Source organism: Massilia sp. CT11-108, assembly GCF_047302915.1.
GTDB lineage: Bacteria > Pseudomonadota > Gammaproteobacteria > Burkholderiales > Burkholderiaceae_D > Telluria > Telluria orientalis.
In genome coordinates this window covers 1-271 of sequence record NZ_JBKYMO010001525.1, presented here as the reverse complement: position 1 = coordinate 271, position 271 = coordinate 1, and the positions used below count along the sequence as shown (strand labels likewise).

At 67.5% G+C, this 271-nt stretch carries 1 protein-coding gene; it reads left to right on the top strand.

Annotated elements, in window-relative coordinates; genetic code table 11:
- Positions 1-271 (top strand): 50S ribosomal protein L17 (rplQ, locus tag ACEN88_RS35500; RefSeq protein ID WP_413347093.1); only part of this gene is annotated, 271 nt, incomplete at both ends.

The following is a 271-nucleotide window of genomic DNA, read 5'->3' as shown; positions in this document are numbered from 1 at the left end:
ACCGAGACGAAGGCCAAGCGCCTCCGCCCCGTCGCCGAGCGCCTCGTCACCTTCGCGAAGCGGGGCGACCTCGCGTCGCGTCGTCGTGCGATGCAGACGCTGCGCAACAACAAGGACGCCGCGCACATGCTCTTCACCGAGATCGCGCCGCTCGTCGAGAACCGTGAGGGCGGCTACACCCGCATCACGAAGCTCGGCTTCCGCAAGGGCGACAACGCCTCGATGGTGTCGATCGAGCTCGTGCTCGAGCCCGTCACCCCCAAGGTGAAGT